The sequence below is a fragment of the Streptomyces sp. 13-12-16 genome (genome assembly GCF_002114215.1).
GTDB lineage: Bacteria > Actinomycetota > Actinomycetes > Streptomycetales > Streptomycetaceae > Streptomyces.
Window position 1 is genome coordinate 13,914 of sequence record NZ_NCTE01000096.1, and the last position, 16,554, is coordinate 30,467.

At 63.7% G+C, this 16,554-nt stretch carries 9 protein-coding genes and 2 pseudogenes; 7 read left to right on the forward strand and 4 right to left on the reverse strand.

Annotation, left to right across the window (positions count from 1 at the left end):
• Nucleotide 1: 1 nt before the first annotated feature.
• Both B7767_RS04835 and B7767_RS04840 read right to left on the reverse strand, forming a co-directional pair.
• Complete coding sequence (locus B7767_RS04835) at nt 2-4,519, reverse strand: AAA domain-containing protein (protein ID WP_256923320.1); 4,518 nt, start codon at nt 4,517-4,519, stop codon at nt 2-4.
• Nucleotides 4,520-4,820: 301 nt separating this feature from the next.
• Nucleotides 4,821-5,045, reverse strand: a pseudogene (locus tag B7767_RS04840) (integrase core domain-containing protein); the annotation flags it as partial.
• 76 nt (nt 5,046-5,121) lie between these two features.
• Between B7767_RS04840 and B7767_RS04845 the strand changes: the two are divergent.
• The 5 genes from B7767_RS04845 to B7767_RS04865 all read left to right on the forward strand — a co-directional run bounded on the left by B7767_RS04845 (nt 5,122) and on the right by B7767_RS04865 (nt 13,486).
• Nucleotides 5,122-5,340 carry a transposase family protein gene (locus tag B7767_RS04845; protein WP_256923321.1) on the forward strand — a complete coding sequence of 73 codons (219 nt, stop codon included), beginning with the start codon at nt 5,122-5,124 and terminating at the stop codon, nt 5,338-5,340.
• A gap of 250 nt (nt 5,341-5,590) precedes the next feature.
• Nucleotides 5,591-7,594 carry an ATP-dependent endonuclease gene (locus B7767_RS04850; RefSeq protein WP_085571022.1) on the forward strand — a complete coding sequence of 668 codons (2,004 nt, stop codon included), beginning with the start codon at nt 5,591-5,593 and terminating at the stop codon, nt 7,592-7,594.
• Nucleotides 7,582-9,219 carry an ATP-dependent helicase gene (locus tag B7767_RS04855; RefSeq protein ID WP_085571023.1) on the forward strand — a complete coding sequence of 546 codons (1,638 nt, stop codon included), beginning with the start codon at nt 7,582-7,584 and terminating at the stop codon, nt 9,217-9,219. The genes B7767_RS04850 and B7767_RS04855 overlap by 13 nt, the downstream gene beginning before the upstream one ends.
• A gap of 616 nt (nt 9,220-9,835) precedes the next feature.
• The gene (locus B7767_RS04860) at nt 9,836-12,865 is read left to right on the forward strand and encodes a CHAT domain-containing protein (protein ID WP_085571029.1); all 3,030 of its coding nucleotides are present in this window, start codon (nt 9,836-9,838) and stop codon (nt 12,863-12,865) included.
• Between the two features lie 270 nt (nt 12,866-13,135).
• On the forward strand, nt 13,136-13,486 hold the full coding sequence (locus B7767_RS04865) for a hypothetical protein (protein ID WP_085571024.1): 351 nt from the start codon (nt 13,136-13,138) through the stop codon (nt 13,484-13,486).
• Between the two features lie 13 nt (nt 13,487-13,499).
• Here B7767_RS04865 and B7767_RS04870 read toward each other — a convergent pair.
• A protein-coding gene (locus B7767_RS04870; RefSeq protein ID WP_373408192.1) for an IS5 family transposase occupies nt 13,500-14,350 on the reverse strand; the annotation gives its coding sequence in 2 pieces (ribosomal slippage) (nt 13,500-14,014 and nt 14,014-14,350; 852 coding nt in all).
• A 122-nt stretch (nt 14,351-14,472) separates the two neighbouring features.
• On the opposite strand from B7767_RS04870, the gene B7767_RS04875 reads away from it, so the two are divergent.
• Complete coding sequence (locus tag B7767_RS04875; RefSeq protein ID WP_179167032.1) at nt 14,473-14,811, forward strand: transposase; 339 nt, start codon at nt 14,473-14,475, stop codon at nt 14,809-14,811.
• Between the two features lie 434 nt (nt 14,812-15,245).
• A pseudogene (locus B7767_RS04880) lies at nt 15,246-15,724 on the forward strand (helix-turn-helix domain-containing protein); the annotation flags it as partial.
• Here B7767_RS04880 and B7767_RS04885 read toward each other — a convergent pair.
• Nucleotides 15,725-16,282, reverse strand: coding sequence for a hypothetical protein (locus B7767_RS04885; RefSeq protein ID WP_085571025.1), 558 nt, complete (start codon nt 16,280-16,282; stop codon nt 15,725-15,727).
• Between the last annotated feature and the right edge of the window lie 272 nt (nt 16,283-16,554).

Sequence of the window (16,554 nt, forward strand, 5' to 3'; positions counted from 1 at the left end):
GTCAGTGTTCCTCGCTGTCTTCGTCCGGCTCGCCGTCGTAGGGGTCCGCGTCTTCGTCGGGTTCGGCCTCGGCCAGGCCGACCGGAGCCCAGGGCATGTCAGTCGGCGCGTCATCGATGGATGACTCGCGGACCGTGCGGGGATGGATGCCCAGCTCGGTCAGGCGTTCCCACAGGGGTTCCATGGCCTCGTCTGGTGAGAGGGCGAAGGCGCTACTGCGTATGCGCCAGAACGTCCAGCCGGCGCGGCGAAGCTCCCGCTCGCGCTCGGCGTCGTCGTGGATCTGTTTCGGGGTGGAGTGGTGAGGGCTTCCGTCGCACTCAACTGCGAGGCGTCCGTGGCCTCCGGTGACGACGAGGTCGATGCGTTTTCCGTTGACTTCCCACTGGGGTACTACGTCGTAGCCGCGTTCCTTGATGCGCAGGAAGACGCGCTGCTCGAAGAGCGAGTCGAAGGGCGCGCAGTGTCGGTCTGCGCTGACGTGGGCGGGCTGGTGGGGGTGTGTGTAGGGCGGGGGCGGGCTCACCATGTAGGTGAGCAGGGAGCGGCGCAGGTCTTTGCTGCTGAGCTGGTCGACGGTCAGGGAATGGAAGAGCCACATCTGGTCGCGGGCCCGGCTGGCGGCCACGTTGAAGCGTCGCTCATTGTTGCGGCCGGTCGCGGCGATGACGTTGGCTCCGTCGACGACCATCGACAGGAGGATGACGTCGCGCTGGTCTCCCTGAAACTGCTCCGGTGTACCGACGAGGATGCTGTGGCGTTCGCGTGCCGACACGTCTATGCGCTGGTCGACGAGGTCCTGTACCAGTCGGGTCTGGTCTCCGTGGCGCAGGATGATCACGCCGATACTGCGGTCTGCGTAGGCGGGGTCTTGGGTGAGGCGGTGCAGTTCGTTGACGACGGCCTCTGCCTCGGGCCGGTTGATGAGTTTGTCGCGGCGTCCTTCGCAGTGCCCTTCGGGCACGTGGACGACCTTCAGGGGCGGGAGTCGGTCGGAGCCGTGCTGGCGCAGCAGGACCAGTTGGTTGTCGGGATAGAACTGCATGGAGGACCATTTGATGATCTCCGGCATGCACCGGAAGTGCTCGGTGAGACGGATCACTTCGGTGAATCGGGACTGCAGCAGTTCGTACAGGTTCGACTTGGGGTCGAAGCCTTCGCGCTGCCAGGGTTCGAGGCCGGCCATGCGCTCGTCGAAGATCTGGGTGATCCGGTCATGCTTGCTGCCGCTGTAGAACGGGGCGCACTGCCGGTCGTCGCCGACGACGATGATGCGGGGTGCGAGCCAGAGCAACAGCAGGCCGTCCAGGCCCACTTGGCTCGCTTCATCGACGATGACGACGTCGAAGGAGTCCGGCTCTGGACTGATCGTTTCCGCTACCTGGTTCAGCGGCATGATCCACGCCGGTACCGCTCCTTGCGCTGTCTGCATGGCTGAGCGCGCGTGACGCTGGTGGCGTCTGCCGTATTCGGTGGTTCCCTGGCCTGCGTTGGCCACGGCGCTGGCATACGCAGCCAGGGCCTGTTTGTGCTTGGTGGTCATGCGGCTGACGCAATGGAGTGCTGCGCGGTCGCAGACCAGCTGTTCCACCAGGTCGTGCAGCCGGGTTTGGATCTGGGTCAGTTCGCCTTCGAGCTGCTCTTCGCGTCCCGGGAGCAAGTGGGTGTCGAGGAAGGCCTGCGCCTGCCGCCACGCCCAGGCCTGGGGAAGCACGGCGAACCGAGAGCGCCAGTGCGGGGCGAGGGGATCGCCGACGAAGTCCTTGGCGAGTTCGGGGTGGGCCTCGGCGAGGCACTCGAAGAGTTTCCCGGTCTCGCGCCGGTCTGCCTCACGCTGGTATGCCGCAGCCAGTGCGTCCACCGCCTGTGCGTAGGCCTGCTCATCACGGGCCGCTACGGCATCCGCCGCGCGCTGCAGCTCGTCGACGCCATGCGGGTGGGGCGGCGGAAGGCTCTTGAGAAGTTCTTCGAAGCGTTGTGTTGCGGTGCTGACGTGCATGAGTTGGCGGGCCTGGGCCGTGGCCTGGCGGATGTCGCGCCACTGCTCGGCGGTCGTGACCGGTGTCTGGATTCCGTCGGCCAGCAGGGTTGCGTGGACCTGGCGGATGACCTCCACGCAGGTGTCGATGGCTTGCAGGATGACGGCCCTGTCCAGGAGCTCGGACGTCATCAGTTCGGTGGTGTCCTGTCCGACGGCCGATCCGACGCCGGTCCACCGGCCGCACAGGGTGCGGGCGTGGGCGCGCATCTCCAGTTGCCGTACGACCGCGGTGATGTGCTCTCGGCCGGCTGGCGCCATGCCTTCCACCCGGCACTGTTCGAGGAGGAATCGGGCTTGCTTGACGACGGCCGGCCGGGGCCATCGCGTGTTCAGTTTTCCGGTGCGCAGGACGTGTTGCTCTAGCTTGCGGCCCGCGATCAGGAGTTCCTTCTCCTCGCTTTCGGAGAGGCGGGGGATCTCTACTTCCGGGAAGGAGGCAGCGGCTATCTCGTCGTGGGTCTGCTGTGCACGCTGTGAGGCGTTTCGGATGCTGTCCCACAGTTGCTGCCATCGCTGAGCGATGCCGTCCTGCAGCGCGCGCGTGGACCAGATATCCGCCTGCCAGGAGGTGGGGTCCGCGGACAGCCCTACCCTCTGCAGGGCCTGCTGAGCTCGGTCGAGGAGCGCTTCCAGCACAATGAGCCGCGCGTCACCGTGGTCCGCCAGTTCCTGCGCCAGCGGTATGACCGGCTCGCGGCCGACGGCTTCCTCGGCTCCTTGAAGTTCCGTGATGCAGTGGGAAACCTCCATCGGATCTGGCAGGGTGGCCGGGTCCGGGCAGTACTGGATGCGGGCGTCCAGGATGCCGGGACCATGCTGGGTGACGAGCAGCCACAGTCGCTCAGCTTCGTCCGTGGTCAGTGGCGGGATCTGTGGGGCCTGGACATCCAGGGGCGGCAGCCACTGATATTCGGCTGCGCCGTCTTCCACGGCCTGCACGATGTCGTCAAGCCGCCCTCGGTAGCCCGGCGCGATCTCGGGATGCTCGTACCACTCGACCTCGCGTACCTGACGCAGGCGGTCTTGGAGTTTGGCCTGCTCTGCCATGAGCTGGTGCCGCTGCGTCTGCTGGTCGTCAATGCGCTGTTGGAGCCGAGCAAGGTTCGTTGTCGCGTTCAGGTGGGCCAATGCTCCCAGCGACTGGCTCAGATCGGAGTTACCGCCCTGCCACTGATCGCCTTGGATCACGCACATGCTGCGCAGCTTGGACGGTAGCTGGTCGCGCAGCACGTTCAGGGCCTGGCTCTTCGCGCTGGTGACCAGGACTCGCTTGCCGTCCGCGAGGAGTGCGGCGATCAGGTTGCTGATGGTGTGTGTCTTTCCGGTGCCCGGCGGGCCCTGGACCACGACACTGGTGTCGCGCTGCAGCCGGTCCAGGACATCGCGCTGGGCAGCGTTGGTGACCATCGGGAACAGCGGATCCGGTCCCAGTGCTGGCGGCACAGAGCCATTCCTGCTCCCCCAGGCCGTCCGGTGCTCCGGTTCAAGGTCATACAGCAGCTGCGCCAGTCCCAAAGGCGCTTGTGCTCCGGGACGTTTCAGCGCTCGGGCGATGCTCTCGTAGAAGCCGAGGACGGAGCGCTGGCTGTGTTCGCGCAGGACGAGTGCGGGCGCGAGATGCAGGGACCGCGTCTGGGGTTCAGCGGTGAGGTCGGGGTGCTGGCCGGTGGGGTCGAACGGGAGCACGCGGTCGACTCCGAAAGCCCGCTGCGCCCACGAGCGCACGGCCTGTGCCGCCCGGTCCGACAGCGGGTGGAAGGGGACGTCCTCGACAGCGGAGCGCACGACCCCCAGCAACTCCGACGTGTAGCCGTCGGACTCGCTGAGGAAGTCGGTGTCTTCCAGACGGCCGGGGTGCTCCGGAACCAGAGAAACGGTCACGTTGATCGATGCCGGTTCAACGGTGAGGGTCACCGGTGTTGTCACGATGTGCCGGCGAACCCGGGCCGAGGGACGACCGGCTCCGAGTTGCAAGAGACCTACGGCCAGGACTACTTCGAAGGTGTCACTGTCCTGCTCGATCTTCTTGGCTATCCGGTACAACTGCTGGTGCAGCCGCCGCTGCGGCTCGGCCGCCAGCTCTTCTTGCGACCATCGCATCCACTTGCCGGCCCACGTCTCGTACGCCTTGCGCTCTTCGGAGCTGCCGCCCTCCAGTGCCGGCTGGTTCTCCTCCACAACCGCCTGGTCGTCGGCCATTTGACGGTCACTCGGGGTGTTGTCGATCAGGCCGGGAGGTTGCGGCCCGGCGGTGGCGGCGGCCTCGGCGGACACCCTGCCATGCAGGATCGCCGGCAGCCGCGGTGCCTCTTGGGGCGGACGGTGCTTGACCACCATGATGCGAGGATCAGCGTCCACAGCACGGCGCACGGTCCCATCGGGAGCGTCCGCGAGCCACACCGTTTCCGGGTACTTGGCACAGTCACGGATGGTCTTGGAGACGGCGCCCCGCACCAGCTCCTGCAGACAGTCGATCAAAACGCGAGTGTCACGGACGGCTTTGGGATCCCTGCCATCTCGTACTGCCGGGCGGGCCATCACATCCCCCAAACGCCTACCACTGTGGCAAGCCTTTCAGGATCCATGGCCGCTGCACGCCAGGCAATGTGGGGGGACTCGCGCACAACCATTTCCGGACATGAAGACAGTCCGGTGTGCCTCTCTCTCGGTCCTGCCGGGCTATGAATGGATCACCGACTGCAGCACGGCGCATCACGAGACGGCACAGGCCCACGCTCAGAGAGGGAGACATCCTGGCCACAGCCTTCCGTCGCAGGTTCTAGCTGTATCGAGCAGCAGCGTTGTTCACGCGGCTGATCGGTGGCTGGCCGCCGAGTGCGGTGTGGCAGCGGTGGTGGTTGTAGGTGTGCAGGAAGTCTGCCAGGGCCTCTGTGCGTTCGGTGTTGCTGGTGTAGGGCCGCAGGTAGGCCCACTCGTCGAGCAGGGTGCGGTTGAAGCGTTCGACCTTGCCGTTGGTCTGCGGCCGGTAGGCGCGGGTGAGCTTGCCGGTCCACGCCGAGGAGATCCCGGGCCTGCTGGAGCGACTGGCCGAGGTGCCCGATCCCCGAGATCCGCGCGGCGTGCGGCACGCTCGGGCCGTCGTACCCGCACTGACCGCGTACGCGGTTCTGACCGGAGCGGCCTCCCTGCTGGCGGTCGGCGAGTGGATCGCAGACGCCCCGCCGTCTGTCCTAGAAAGCCTTGGCATACGACCCGATCCGCTGTGCCCGAAGCGGAGCCGGCCGTCGGAGGCTACGGTACGGCTGTCACGGGAACGCCCTCCCCGCAGTGGTCGGTGAGCCCGGACGCCTGCAACGGACTGGCAGCGCCGTCCCGTACCCACCGCCTGTACGCACGTGAAGGCACCTGGGCGGGATCAACGACCGAGTGACCGGCCAGGACCGAACTGGACGTAGTTTTTCGCATCACTGACCACTTTGAGCCAAGTAGGGATCTCCGTCCCTTCCGTATCAGATACTGCTCTGACTCTCGGTAGTTGCAGGCATATGTCGCCCCGGGAGCTGGGTTGGGGACGATGTCGGGAGTAAGATGCAGCTGACCCGTGCCGAAGTGATCAACTTTCGCGCCTTGGAGAGAGTGGACGTCCGGGTTGATCCGAAGGCCACCCTGATTGTCGGACGCAACAACAGCGGCAAGACATCGTTCGTCAATCTCTTCGAGAAGTTCTTCGGTGAGGAGGACACGAGGTTTGTCCTGGAGGACTTCTCCACCTGCCGTATCGCCGACATCGAGCAAGCGCGGCAGATTTTCGGCGAGGCACAGACGCACGCTGACCAGGGCGACACGGAGACGAGCGAGGACCTGCTGGCCAAGGCGTACGACCTCGTCCCGGCCATCCGGTTGGTCCTTACCATCGAGTACACGGAAGACGACGACCTCGCGCCGCTCACGGGTGTGATCCTCGACCTGGACGATGCCTGCTTCGAGGTCAAGATCGAGGCGGCTCTGGAGGTTGCCCGCCCGCACGACTTCCTCAAGGATTTCTGGTCGGCCAGCCAGCGGAAGCCGTTCGATCGCATCAAGTGGCTGCGCAAGAACGTCTCGGACTACTTCGCCCCGGCCTACCGAGCGGTCAGTCCCTTGGACGAGAACGTCCGCAAGGAGATCAAGCGCGGCGCCGCCGAATCCATCCTGTCGGTGAAGTTCGTCTACGCGCAGACCAAGGTGGACGACACGCCGACCGACAAGGCCCGCACGTTGTCGAAGACGTTCGAGGCCTACTACAAAGTCAACAGCGGGCAAGAGGACCGTCACCAAAGCATCGAGCAGATCGAGACCGCTCTGGCGTCCGCCTCGCAGCAGCTCGACGACAACTACGCCACGCTGTTCGACCCGATCTTCGAGGACCTGCGCACCTTCGGGGTGGGCACCATCACCCCCGTCCAGAAGCCCCGCATCGTCTCCCTCATCGAGGCCTCAGGCATCCTGCGCGGAAGTACCCGCATCCAGTACCCGTCCGGGGACGACGACTTCCACCTTCCCGAAGGGCACAACGGGCTGGGCTACAGCAAGTTGATCTTCACGATCCTGCAGGTCATCAGCTTTCACCAGACCTACGAACGCACCACACCCAAGCCGGCGCTGCAGGTGCTGTTCATAGAGGAGCCGGAAGCCCATCTGCATCCACAGATGCAGGAGACGTTCATCAAGAACATCCAGGACTTCATCGACCGCAAGACGGGCTGGAAGGTGCAGGTGTTCATCACCACGCACTCCTCCCACATCGTCGCCAGCAGCGGCTTCCAAACCGTGCGCTACTTCGACCGTTCCGATCCGCAGCTCACGGTCAAGGACCTCTCGACCTTCCAGGCAAACGTCAAGGCCACCCCGCAGGGCGACGAGACCCTGCGCTTCCTGCGCCAGTACATGGTCCTGCACCGGTGCGACATGTTCTTCGCCGACAAGGTGATCCTTATCGAGGGCACCGCGGAACGCCTGCTGCTGCCCGAGATGGTCCGACGCTGCGCCAAGGCGCTGCTGCACCAGTACGTATCGGTCATCGAGGTCGGCGACGCCTACGCCGTCCGCTTCCGGGAACTGCTCGCCTTCCTGAACGTCAAGACCCTCGTCATCACCGACATTGATTCCGTATGCCCCAAACACCGCAAGGCCTGCCCACCCGGCCAAGGGCAGACGGTCACCTCGAACCAGACGCTCAAGAACTGGCTGCCTGCAAAGTCCGGCATCGCCAAGTTGCTCGCCACCGACCCGGCCGAGAAGGAGCAGGGACACGTCCGCGTCGCCTACCAGATCCCGGAGAGAGATTCGGGAGTCTGCGCGCGGAGCTTCGAGGATGCCTTCATCATCGCCAACGCAGAACCCCTCGCGCGTGACTTCCGCCAGCTCGCTCTGAAGGCGGCCTTCGTCAAGGAGGTCGGGGCCGACCCCACCGCTGACCACATCGAAGCCAAGGCCTACGACATCGCACAGCAACTCAGCGACCACAAGACGGACTTCGCCTTCGACGTCATGCTCCTGGAGGACTGGGCTGTTCCCCGCTACATCGCCGAAGGGCTGCAGTGGCTCGCCTAGACACCCTCGAAGCCGTCGTCACGGAGATGGAGGCCCGGCGCAGCTTCCTCGTCGAAGCAGGAGCCGGCGCCGGCAAGACGACCACCCTGGTCCGCACCCTGCAGCATCTCCTGAACCACCACCGCACAGACCTGGAGGCACACGGTCGGCGGATCGCCTGCATTACATACACGAACGTCGCCAAGAAGAAGATCCACGAACGCATCGCCGCGGACCCCCTCGTCGACGTCGGCACCATCCACGAATTCCTCTGGAGTGCCATCCAGCCCTACCAGCGTGAGCTCTGGCTGCAGATCCTCGACTACAACAAGGACCTGAACAAGCCCGAAGACCTCGATGACGTCACCGCTCCCCCAGTGATCGAGTACTCCGACCGCGGGCGCAGGCTGAGCGAAGGGCGCATCTCCCACGACGACGTCATCGCGCTGTCGCTCCGCCTCGTCACAGCACACCCCAAGCTCATACGCATCATCGCCAGCAAGTACCCCATCATCTTCGTCGACGAGTACCAAGACACCTCACCCAAGACGATCCAGCTCCTGCTGGACCACCTGGCGGGCGCCGGCCACGAGAACTGCGTGGTCGGCCTCTTCGGCGACTCCATGCAGAAGATCTACGAGTCCGGCGTCGGAGCGGTGAAACGCCCCGGCCTCCTAACCGAGATCACCAAGCACGAGAACTACCGGTGCTCACCTCCCGTCGTCGAGGTGCTCAACCGGATGCGTCCCGACCTCATCCAGGACGCCATCGGCGACCAGCAGACAGGCGAGGTCCACCTGTTCCTCAACACCGGCACCCCAGCCGGCCCTGAGCGACTCACCGCCGCCGAAGCATCACTTGCCCAGGACGGCTGGACTCGGGAGAACAGCAAATATCTCCTGCTCACTCACCGCAGGATCGCGGGCACACTGGAGTACGCCAACCTCCTCGAACAGTACAGAAAGTTGAGCCGGTACGGCCCCGACGACCTCATGGCACGCAATGAGCCCTACATCCAGTACCTGACGCGCGTCGAGGCCGTGAGCACGGCCTTCCGCAACAACGACTTCGCTGAGCTGACCAGCCTGTTGGACGAGGGACGGACACGGATTACCCGTCACTCTGACAAACGCGCCATCAGTCAGGCCATCCGTGCACTCGACGCCGTACGTACGAGCGGCACCATCGGCGACGTGCTCGACCTGATGGGCGACGGCCACCTCCTCGCCACGCCAGGAAAGCTCAAAGACCTCGAACGCCGCAGAACCGCAACGGGTCTCGATGAGCGCGACCAGCGACGAGCGGATTTCTCGAACAACCTCCGCAACGTTTCCTACCGGGAAGTCATCAGCGTCACACACTTCATCGACGAACTCACCCCGTTCTCAACCCAGCACGGTGTCAAGGGCGACGAATTCGAGAACGTCGTGGTGGTGGTCGACGACAGCGCCTGGAACAGGTACAACATCGGCAAGATGCTTGCAGGCACCGACAAACCCGACCGTACCGAGCGCTCACGCAACCTGTTCTACGTGTGCTGCTCGCGAGCCCAGCGCGGCCTGGCCGTGGTTTTCGTCAACGATCTCCCGGAAGGGGCGGAGTCCACACTTCACGACTGGTTCGCTTCAGGGATCATCCATCCTTGAGATGGGCCCTAGAGAGACACGTTGTATACCCCATACCCCGGGACCAGCGTCCCTTGCGTGATGGAGGTCTGTCCGGATTCATCCGGTGAGGCCGAGGGCGGCCATGGGCCTGCTCCTCTGTGTTATCCACATGCGATCATCAGCTGCACGACATACGGTCGTTAGGAGGGGTGGTCATCGGTCGGGTTGCATTACTTGTCTACGGAGTCCGCCATGAGCTCCCTCACCATATTTGGGCCCGCAGGCCTCATCTCCGAGATGGAAGCCGATGGAGATGGGGCGGCATCTGCCGGAGCGAGACTGATTCGAACGCCCGCTGAGCCTAAACTTGATGTAGGGGCGAGCCTTATCGCGGCGCTTGCTGTTGTTGGCTACGCGGACAACGTCATAGGTGTCAGCTCCTTCATATCGCACCACATTTCGAAATGGATCAAGAGGCGTGGCGGATCAGAACCACTGGAGTTGCAGGTGCGCACGCCCGATGGCGATTACATTACGGCGCGTATTGACCCCAGCTGGAGCGGAGACACAATAGTCCACTATCTCCAAAGTCAGCTTAATAGTCGATCTTAGCCAGCGCGCACATCTGTCGCGGCAGGAATATGTGGAGTCTGGCATGGCAAAGAATCCTCTCAGCCAACCTGGCGAAAACGAAAGCCCCGATGACATAGCGCGACTAGACGAACTTCTGTCAGCTGAGGAAGAATTCCCCCCGGAACAGCGGGGTGTAGGGCTGGTGGCATTCGCTGACCAACTCAGGGAGGCCAACCGTAGCCCAGCAACGGCTATCCGTGCTCTAGAAGCGGCGCTCCCGGTGCTTAAGAACCTGCTTCTTCGGGGCCTCAGTTACATGCTGCTCGCATACTTCAATAAGCACAATCGCAGTCAGGCGCGACAGCTTGCCGAGGAGGCTCTGAGGTGCTTCAAGGCCCTTGAAGGTGATCCGCATAAGAAGTGGGCGGAATGCATGACCTTCCAACTCCTCGGCGATCTGGCGAATCTAGAGGGTCAGCCAGAGGTGGCCGGCCGTCATGCGGAGAAGGCTCTAGACCTCGCTCAAGAAATTGACAACCCTCAAGGGCGGATTCTAGCACAGAGTCTTGCCCATCGACTTATCGCCCAGATAACGATCGATGCTGAGGTGGGTTGTCGGCATGCCGAGCGAGCTCTTGAACTAGCACAAGAAGCTAGCAGCCCTCGGAATCAAATTCTCGCTCACGACCTACTGGCCGAAGGTTATCTAAGCCTAGGGCATCTCGATAAGGCGCAACACCATGCGGAATGCGAGTTGGAGTACGCACGACGACTCGATAGCCGCAATGATGAGTATGATGCGCTTCTTGTGCTAGCTAAAATTTCCTTGAGGCGAAGGCATTTCCAGTCCGTTGAGGAGCAAGTGGAAAAGGCAAGGGATGCCACACGCCATTCCCGCGATTCGGGTCGGGAGGGAAACGAGTTTCTTTTGTTGGGGCTCGCCTCATGGTACCAAGGTCGTTTGAGTGAATCGCGTGAAAGACTACATCATGCACTCCGAAGCGCCGAAGCGTCAGGCGATCCCATGCTCCAGGGAAACGTATTCCTCATACTGGGCGAACTGGAACGGAGGCACGACGATTATGGAACAGCTCTACGGCAAGCCGAGCGGGCACTCGGCTTGTTTGAAGAGGCCCACGATCCAATCGGTCAGGGAAACGCTCATCAATTGATCGGGGAGTTGGCTACTGCGGAAAGGCTTGGTGCGGATCGAGCCACTTACCACATCAATCAGGCTCTGAATTTTGCAAAGATTACGGGAAATATTGCGGGTCAGCAGAGTGCGCTCGTAACTCTGGCCCAGCTTGCCTTGCAAGGAGCGGATGGTCATGCGTTGAAGGCGGCCCGCGACCACGCTCAAGCCGCGTTGGCCATGGCCCAAAGAACCGGAGACGTGCTGGGTCTGGGAAATGCACACCAAGTCCTCGGGGAAATCCTGTATGCGTCTGGAACATCGGGGCAATCTCGTGAACACCTAGAAGAGGCGCTTGAACAGGCAAGTTCAGCTGGGAATTTCCTTGGCATGACGAGATCCCACTGGGCACTGAGCAAACTGCTAAATAGTGAAGGAAGCAAGCCAGAGGCTTTGGAGCATGCGCTGGCAGCCGTCAGAAATCGAGACGTCATGCGGCTACAGCTAGGGAGCGCAGCTTCCCGTGCAGCTTTCCTAACCTCGAGTGAGGAGATCAACGAATGGGCGCTAACGCTGGCAGCCGAACTCGAGGACGGCGTTGCGGCATTGGAAGTTGCTGAGGCTGGGCGGGGTGAGGCTCTGGCAGAGCTCCTTCACCGGAGTGCGCGGGGCGAAAGCGAAACACCACCTCGGGTCCGTGCCCTGCTGTCCGAGATCGAAGATCTTGAATTTGAAACAGCAGCACATTCAGATGTTGCAGACCCATCTGTTCTTACACCCGCGCCGACAGGCGTGGATAACTGGCGTCTACATGAAGGCGAGCAAGAGGAAAGGCGAAGGTCTTTCTATCAAGAGCTCGGAGAATTGACCGGAAACGCATTTCGTGACATGTTTACGGCCGAGCCAATGTCAGCTCACACGCTACGACGCCGGCTGCCTCCAGATGCACATACTCTGGTCCTGTGCGCACTGCCAGGCTGGTGGAAAGAGTCGAATTTCCCACTCTTTCGAATTTGGATTCCTCCGGCCCCTGCCGAGCCGGTGGTCGAAAGGGGGGAATTGACAAAGGAGCAGATCGGATGGCTCGAAGATATCACCAACGCACGTGGAGGCATGCACCTCCAAGGGAGTATAACGCTTTCAGATCCTGAACACCGTTGGTCAGTCGATTTTGCGAAGGAACTGCTACCTGCTGAACTGCGTCGACAGTTGGCGAGTGTCAAGCCAGAGGAGGAAGAACCGGAAAAATTGATCATCGTGCCTAGTGGTGAGTTGTGGGCTATGCCATTCGCCGCGCTGCGGTTGGGTGAACATTACCTAATCGACCATGCGGTGCTAACTCTGCTTCCTTCTCTACGCATGCTCCCTTCTGCCGAGCAGAGGCAGGAAGAAGGGAACCGCTTGAGGCATGAAGAGAGGTTGCGTGCAGTTGCGTACCTTCACAGTGACGTAACTGAGCACTTGAAGTTGGATTCCCTTAGAACCGCGTATGACCTGCAGGTGCTGAACAATCCCTCCAGCCTGCGTAGGGAGCTCCACGCTAAGGACGGGTACCAACTCGCAGTTCTTGTGGCGCACGGAGACGATCAGCCAGGCTTGAGACACAGTCTGCGTCTACAAGACTCCCCGATGGAGCGACTATCCGCCGCTCAATTGCTCGATTGCCATCTCCCGCCCCATCTTATTCTCGGAGCATGCTGGTCGGGGGCACAATCCTTCGCGTTTGGCGAAGAGCCGATTGGCCTACCAGCTGTCGCACTCACACGGGGCGCTCAGTTTGTCACGGCTGCTTTGTATCCGGTTGGAATCGAAACCACAGCAGCCATTCTTAAGGATTACCTTGGCGAGCTGGTGCTGGGGCTTCCCCCAGCCGAGGCGCTGCGAAAAGTTCAGCGGAATTACGCGGCGGGTGAACACGGCGAGTCAAAACGCATTCCCTGGTATTGGGCGGGGCTAGTCACCATCACCAGAGCCCCGTGAACACCCCCTGTCGTTGAATAGCGGAGAAGGGCGGCTCGTACAGGCCGCAAGGGCCACATGGGAGGAGACCGCCCGCGTCACGGCGGTAAAGGAATACGAGTCCTTCAAAACAATGCTGACGCCGAGGGCAGGGTCCGCCGTCTGCCCTGGCGTGAGATCAGGCTCGGCCACTACGGTCGCACCTAGGAGCTCTCTTACGGATCACTTGGCGGGGGTCCGATCTCCGGGCCCGTTGGCGCCGGCGGGACCGCTGCCTGCGACGATGCGCTTGTGAGTTATGACCTTGCGGTGTGGGACGGCGACCGTCCACTCGACGACCGCCAAGCGGGCTTGACCTACGACGAGCTCTACGAGCGCTACCTGGAGTCGGACGATGTCGTCGTGCCTCCGGCGCCGCGCATCGTGGCGTATGTGGAAGCGCTCGTCGCGCGATATCCGGACGACGTCGATCGCAGTGTCGTATGGGCGTTCCCGCCGGTCATCGAGGAGGCATCGGGCCCGATCGTGTACCTGCTCATGTCCTATGGGAAGGCAGAGGAAGTGTCCGAGTACGCCGCTACGCTGGCTCGCGAGCACGGACTCGTCTGCTTCGATCCGCAGGGAGAATGCCTCAGGCCCTGATCTTCTTGTTGGTTCAGCGGGCAGACCAGAGGAAGATGCCCGCGATGAGGAGGCCAGCGCGGTAGACCGTGGCGGTCTTCTCGTAACGGGTGGCAATGCCGCGCCACTGCTTCAGCCGGTTGATGCACCGCTCGACCGTATTGCGTTGCTTGTATGCCTCACGGTCGAAGGCGGGCGGCCGACCGCCGAGGCTGCCTCGACGCAGGCGGTGGCCCTGCTGGTCCGCCGGAACCGGAATCACCGCCCGGATGCCGCGCTTGTTCAAGTGGTCACGAATGGAGCGTGAGGAGTACGCCTTATCGGCCAGGACCACATCCGGCCTGGTGCGAGGTCGTCCGCGCCGGCGTGGGACACGCAGGCGGCCCATCACCTCTACGAAAGCGGGTGCGTCACCGGCCTGTCCGGCGGTGAGCACGAAGGCCAGCGGCCGACAGTTGCCGTCGGCGGCGAGGTGAATCTTCGTGGTCAGCCCGCCGCGGGATCGGCCGATGGCATGGTCGCCAGGCTCCCCAGCTGAGGCCCCCTTTTGCGAGCCCCGGCCGCGTGCTGATGAACGCGCACGATCGTGGAGTCAATCGCGACGACCCAGTCCAGGTCGCCGTCGGCATCGGCCCGGGCGAGCAGCACGGTGAACACACGCTCCCAAGTGCCATCGATGGCCCAGTTCCTCAGCCGCGTATAGACGCCCTTCCACGAGCCGTATTCGGCGGGCAGGTGCACCCACTGAGACCCGGTCCGGAACTTCCAGGCGATCGCATCGATCACCTGTCGATGATCACGCCACCGCCCGCCCCGCCTCGGCGTCCGATCAGGCAACAACGGCTCTATCCGCGCCCACTGCGCGTCAGTCAACGGCACGGCCAGACCAACGATCCGACGATCGGAAAGAAACGCCCTAGGCCCATCACCGCCTGGAGATCCGGCGGCTGAAGACCGCCGCCTTCGCACGCCTCGAATACCCCGATGCCCACCAGACCCTCCAAGTCGTGCGCTGGAGGAAGGCCTTCACCAGCGGCAAGTTCACCATCGAGCGCGTCTACCTGATCATCAGCCTGCCGCCCGGCGCGGTTACCGGCGCCCAGCTCGCCGACTGGATCAGAGGGCACTGGAAGATCGAAAATCTTCTGCACCACGTCCGCGACCACCCGTTCCGCGAGGACGACTCCAAGATCGACGTTGGCCATCTCCCGCGGATCATGGCCGGCCTGCACAGCCTCGCCATCGACATCCACCGTCAGGACGGCCACACCAACATCGCCGCCGCCCTACGTCACACCGCTCGCGACTGGCGAAGGCCCATGGCCGCCCTCGGCCTCACTGGATGAATCCGGACAGACCTCCATCACGCAAGGGACCCTGGCCCCGGAACAGCGGTCTACGCCGTCACCAGCCTCATCGCCGAGCAGGCCACCCCGGCACAACTGGCCTCACTCGCACTCGTGCGTGACCACTGGAAGGTGGTATCCCGGACGTGGTGCAGGGCCTCCGCCTTCACCGAGTGCGCCTCCCAATTGCGAAGGCAACGCACTCCGCACGACGGCGACCTGGCGCAGCCTGGCCGTCGGGGCACTGCCGCTGATCGGCGTCACGAACATCGTGTCGGCGGTCTCTGAACCTGGTTTCACGGAACGGCGACACATCGCGGCCGGACTGCGTCTCGGCGACGGGTGAAAACTGACCGCTGAACGGCGGATCAACGATGACCCACCTCGCGATCGTCTGATCACCGTGATCTTCATTGAGGGGTCAGGAGGAGAGGGTGATTTCCGTTGAGGACTGGGCTGAGATCCGTCGGCTGGCCGGGCCGAGCAGATGCCGATCCGGGCGATTGCCCGTCACCGGGGGATCTCGAAGAACACGGTGAAACGTGCCCTGGCCACCGACCGGCCGCCGCTCTACCAGCGTCTACTGAAGGGCTCGGCGGTGGACGCCGTCGAACCCGCCATCCGCGAGTTGCTCAAGCAGACTCCGACGATGCCCGCCACCGTGATCGCCGAGCGGATCGGCTGGGAACGCGGGCTGACCATCCTCAAGGAACGCGTACGCGAACTGCGCCCGGCCTACCTTCCCGTGGCCCCGGTCTCCCGGACCGTTCACCAGCCCGGTGAGCTTGCCCAGTGTGATCTGTGGTTCCCCCCGGCCGACATCTCGCTCGGCTACGGCCAGTCGGGCAGGCCGCCGGTTATGGTCGTCGTCTGCGGCTACTCGCGCGTGATCACCGCCCGGTGGCTGCCCTCATCACCCCGGCGCCAGCGTCCAGTGCACGCCGCCTGAATCCGGGCAGATCCGCCACCCTTCCAGAACGCCGTTCGCCGTCAGACTGCTGAGCACACCGTAGAACCCTTGATCGCGCAGGCCACAGTCACGGATGATCCTGTCGCATTCACTCAGTCCCTCTCCCGAGGACGGATCGCTGCGCGCCGCGAGATAGACGCCCGACAGTCGCAGCTGCGGCTCTGCCCCACCGATCCGGGCAGGGCACCCGGTGCGCAACGCCCAGTCGGCGGCGCGCCGCCGGTCGGGGCGGGCCGGTGACTGGGCGAGCAGCGTGGCGTCGCGAAGCTCCGCAGCCACCCCAGCCGCTCCGGGACCGTTCACCATGCTTGCCCACCGCGCCTGTTCCAACTCGCGGCAGGCTTGCACCGGATTGATACGAAGGCTGCGCAGCAGACCCGCACGGAGTTCGACGTGCAGGTACGCGTTCATGCGCAGGGCGCACTGCAGGGCGAGGAGCCTCGCCTCGGCGGACACGTCCGCAGGCAGGGCCGCGGCCAGGTAGCTGAGGATCTCGCTCACGCGGACACGCTCCCCCGGCCCCCGGCTGGGTCGGGGACCGCGCGGCCGCGCGGAAGGCGGGTGGAAGGGTGCGGCCAGCACGGTGTCGGGCACGACGGCGGCCTGGGCGGTTGCCGCGGCGCAGGCGCCGCAGGCGTCGGCGAGGCGCCAGACACGGCCGCCGCGTTCGCAAGCCAGGAGCAGGCGGATGGGCCCCGCGCACCCGCGGTGACGGCGGTGCCAACGGCAGCCGCGTTCATGACACTGACAGATCCGCAGGTGAGGAGCCCTCA

Coding starts and splice junctions, on each gene's coding strand:
- B7767_RS04860 (WP_085571029.1), top strand. CDS start 9,836: ATGGCAAAGAATCCTCTCAGCCAACCTGGCGAAAACGAAAGCCCCGAT.
- B7767_RS04850 (WP_085571022.1), top strand. CDS start 5,591: ATGCAGCTGACCCGTGCCGAAGTGATCAACTTTCGCGCCTTGGAGAGA.